Annotated in this window: 1 protein-coding gene; it reads right to left on the reverse strand. The window is 53.5% G+C overall.

Translation table 11 applies throughout. The features are described from left to right. Window positions 1-3,986 (reverse strand): cadherin repeat domain-containing protein (locus Q8W32_RS16435; RefSeq protein WP_305415673.1); only part of this gene is annotated, 3,986 nt, incomplete at both ends.

The raw sequence follows: 3,986 nt of genomic DNA on the forward strand, positions 1-3,986 counted from the left end.
TTGATGCTGAACAGCCCTGCATCGGCTCCCGAGAGGCTATAAACCGCCGTCGCGTCGTCCGTGGTCGCGGTGTAAATCACCGCGTTCTCACCGGAGTTCTCATCAATGACATCCGCCAACGTGCCGGAAGTAAATACAGGCCCCACTTCATCCAGATCATTCACATCCAGCGTCACGGTCTGATCAGTGAAGTGACCAGCCCCATCGGTGGCGGTGACTACAAATGAATAGCTGGCTTTTGTTTCGTAATCGGCGTCGGCCAACAAGGTGACTTCACCGGTGCTGGTATCAATCGAAAAATACGCTGCATCGTCGCCTGAGAGCGAGAAAGTCACACCATCAGAGATATCTGTGGAGTCATCGGCAATGGCGGTATATACCACGGCACCGCTGTTTTCATCGATGGCAGTCGCGGTATCACCAGAGGTAATCGTTGGTGCCACTTCATCCAGGTTATTGACTGCCAGGGTAACGGCCTGATTGGTAAAGTTACCCGCTCCATCGGTGGCGGTGACGGTAAAGTTGTAACTTGGTTTGGTCTCGTAGTCCGCATCCGCCAACAAGGTGACTTCACCGGTGGCTGAGTTGATGCTGAACCGTGACGCATCTGTGCCTGAGAGCGAAAAAGTCACACCATCGGAGATATCTGTGGAGTCATCGGCAATGGCGGTATACACCACCTGCCCAGCACCTGAGTTTTCATCGATCGCAGTCGCGGTAGCGCCAGAAGTAATCGTCGGTGCCACTTCATCGAGGTTATTGACTGCTAAGGTGACGATTTGGTCGGTGTGGTTACCGGCTCCATCGATGGCTGTGACGGTAAAGTTGTAACTGTCTTTTGTTTCGTAATCAGCGTCGGCCAACAAGGTGACTTCGCCTGTAGCGGAGTTGATGCTGAAATACGCTGCATCGGCTCCCGAGAGGCTATAAACCGCTGTCGCATCATTGGTTGTGGCTGTGTAAATAACCGAGCTGGCACCAGAGCTTTCATCAATGGCATCCGCCAGACTCCCGGAGTTAAATACCGGTCCCGACTCATCCAGATCATTGACCGCCAGCGTCACGGTCTGATCAGTGAAGTGACCGGCGCCATCGGTGGCAGTTACAGTAAAACTGTAGTTTGGTTTGGTCTCGTAATCAGCGTCGGCCAATAAGGTGACTTCACCGGTGGCCGGGTTGATGCTGAAATACGCAGCATCTGCACCCGACAGACTGAAACTCACACCATCAGAGATATCTGCGGAGTCATCGGCAGTGGCGGTATAAATCACACTGCCCGCACCGCTGTTTTCATCGATCGCAGTGGCCGTAGCGCCAGATGTAATGCTTGGCGCCACTTCATCGAGGTTATTGACTGCTAAGGTGACGATTTGGTCGGTGTGGTTACCGGCTCCATCGATGGCTGTGACGGTAAAGTTGTAACTGTCTTTTGTTTCGTAATCAGCGTCGGCCAACAAGGTGACTTCGCCTGTAGCGGAGTTGATGCTGAAATACGCTGCATCGGCTCCCGAGAGGCTATAAACCGCTGGCGCGTCATTGGTTGTGGCTGTGTAAATAACCGAGCTGGCACCAGAATTTTCATCAATAGCATCTGCCAGACTCCCGGAGTTAAATACCGGTCCTGACTCATCCAGATCATTGACCGCCAGCGTCACGGTCTGATCAGTGAAGTGACCGGCGCCATCGGTGGCAGTTACAGTAAAACTGTAGTTTGGTTTGGTCTCGTAGTCGGCATCCGCCAACAAGGTGACTTCGCCGGTGCTGGCATCAATCGAGAAGTAAGCCGCGTCAGTACCACTGAGGCTAAACGTTACGCCGTCCGAGATATCAGCAGAGTCATCATCAGCGGCCGCGGTATACACCACCTGCCCAGCACCGCTGTTTTCAACGATGGCAGTGGCGGTATCACCAGAGGTAATCGTCGGTGCCACTTCATCCAGGTTATTGACCGCCAGGGTAACGGTTTGATCGGTAAAGTTACCGGCTCCGTCGGTGGCTGTGACGGTAAAGCTATAACTGGACTTGGTCTCGTAGTCGGCATCGGCCAACAAAGTCACTTCACCTGTAGCGGAGTTGATGCTGAACAGCCCTGCATCAGCCCCCGAGAGGCTATAAACCGCTGTCGCGTCATCGGTCGCTGCGGTGTAAATAACTGAGCTGGCACCAGAATTTTCGTCAATGGCATCAGCCAGAGTCCCGGAGGTAAATACAGGCCCCACTTCATCCAGGTTATTCACCGCCAGAGTGACGGTCTGGTCAGTGAAGTGACCGACTCCATCGGTGGCGATTACAGTAAAGTTGTAGCTGGACTTGGTCTCGTAATCAGCATCGGCCAACAGAGTCACTTCACCGGTGCTGGCATCAATCGAGAAGTAAGCCGCGTCAGTACCACTGAGGCTAAACGTTACGCCGTCCGAAATATCCACTGAGTCATCAGCAACAGCGGTATACACCACCTGCCCAGCACCGCTGTTTTCATCGATGGCAGTCGCGGTATCACCAGAGGTAATCGTCGGTGCCACTTCATCCAGATCATTGACCGCCAAGGTGACGGCTTGGTCCGTGTGGTTACCGGCCCCATCGGTGGCTGTAACAGTAAAGCTGTAGCTTGGTTTGGTTTCGTAATCCGCATCCGCCAACAAGGTGACTTCACCGGTGCTGGCATCAATCGAGAAGTAAGCCGCGCCAGTACCACTGAGGCTAAACGTTACGCCGTCCGAAATATCAGCAGAGTCATCAGCGGTGGCGGTATACACCACTTGCCCAGCACCGCTGTTTTCATCGATCGAGGTGGCCGTAGCGCCAGATGTAATGCTTGGCGCTGCTTCATCCAGGTTATTGACTGCCAAGGTGACGGCTTGGTCCTTGTGGTTACCCGCCCCATCGGTGGCTGTAACAGTAAAGCTGTAACTGGACTTGGTCTCATAGTCGGCATCGGCCAACAAGGTGACTTCACCGGTGCTGGCATCAATCGAGAAATATGCCGCATCTGCACCAGACAGCGAGAAAGTCACGCCATCAGAAATATCAGCAGAGTCATCAGCAACAGCGGTATACACCACTTGCCCAGCACCTGAGTTTTCATTGATTGCAGTAGCCGTCGCGCCGGAAGTAATCGTTGGTGCGATTTCGTCGAGGTTGTTTACATCGAGTGTAACCAGTTGATCGGTATGGTTACCGGCTCCATCGGTGGCGATGACAGTAAAGCTGTAGCTGGACTTGGTCTCGTAATTGGCATCAGCCAATAACGTCACTTCGCCGGTGGCTGAATTAATGCTGAACAGCCCTGCATCGGCTCCCGAGAGGCTATAAACCGCCGTCGCATCATCCGTCGCCGCGGTGTAAATCACCGTGTTTTCACCGGAGTTTTCGTCAATGGCGGTCGCTGTTGAACCGGATGTAAATGCCGGTGCCACTTCATCCAGATCATTCACATCCAGTGTCACGGCTTGGCTATCTTGTAAACTCGCGCCGTCGGTGGCTGTAACAATAAAGCTGTAGCTGGATTTGGTCTCATAGTCCGCATCGGCCAATAAGGTCACTTCACCAGTTACAGCATCAATCGAGAAATACGCCGCATCGTCGCCTGAGAGCGAGAAAGTCACGCCATCAGAGATATCTGCGGAGTCATCGGCAGTGGCTGTATACACCACTTGCCCGGCACCGCTGTTTTCATCGATCGCAGTAGCCGTAGCGCCAGATGTAATGCTTGGCACTGCTTCATCCAGGTTATTGACTGCCAAGGTGACGATTTGGTCGGTGTGGTTACCGGCTCCATCGGTGGCGGTGACGGTAAAGCTGTAGCTTGGTTTGGTTTCGTAATCCGCATCCGCCAACAAGGTGACTTCACCGGTGGCTGAGTTGATGCTGAACAAAGCAGCATCAGCCCCCGAGAGGCTATAAACCGCTGTCGCATCATCCGTCGCCGCGGTGTAAATCACCGTGTTTTCACCAGAGTTTTCGTCAATGGCGGTCGCTGTTGAACC

Source organism: Oceanobacter sp. 3_MG-2023, assembly GCF_030688925.1.
In the GTDB taxonomy this organism is placed as follows: Bacteria; Pseudomonadota; Gammaproteobacteria; order Pseudomonadales; family Oceanobacteraceae; genus Oceanobacter.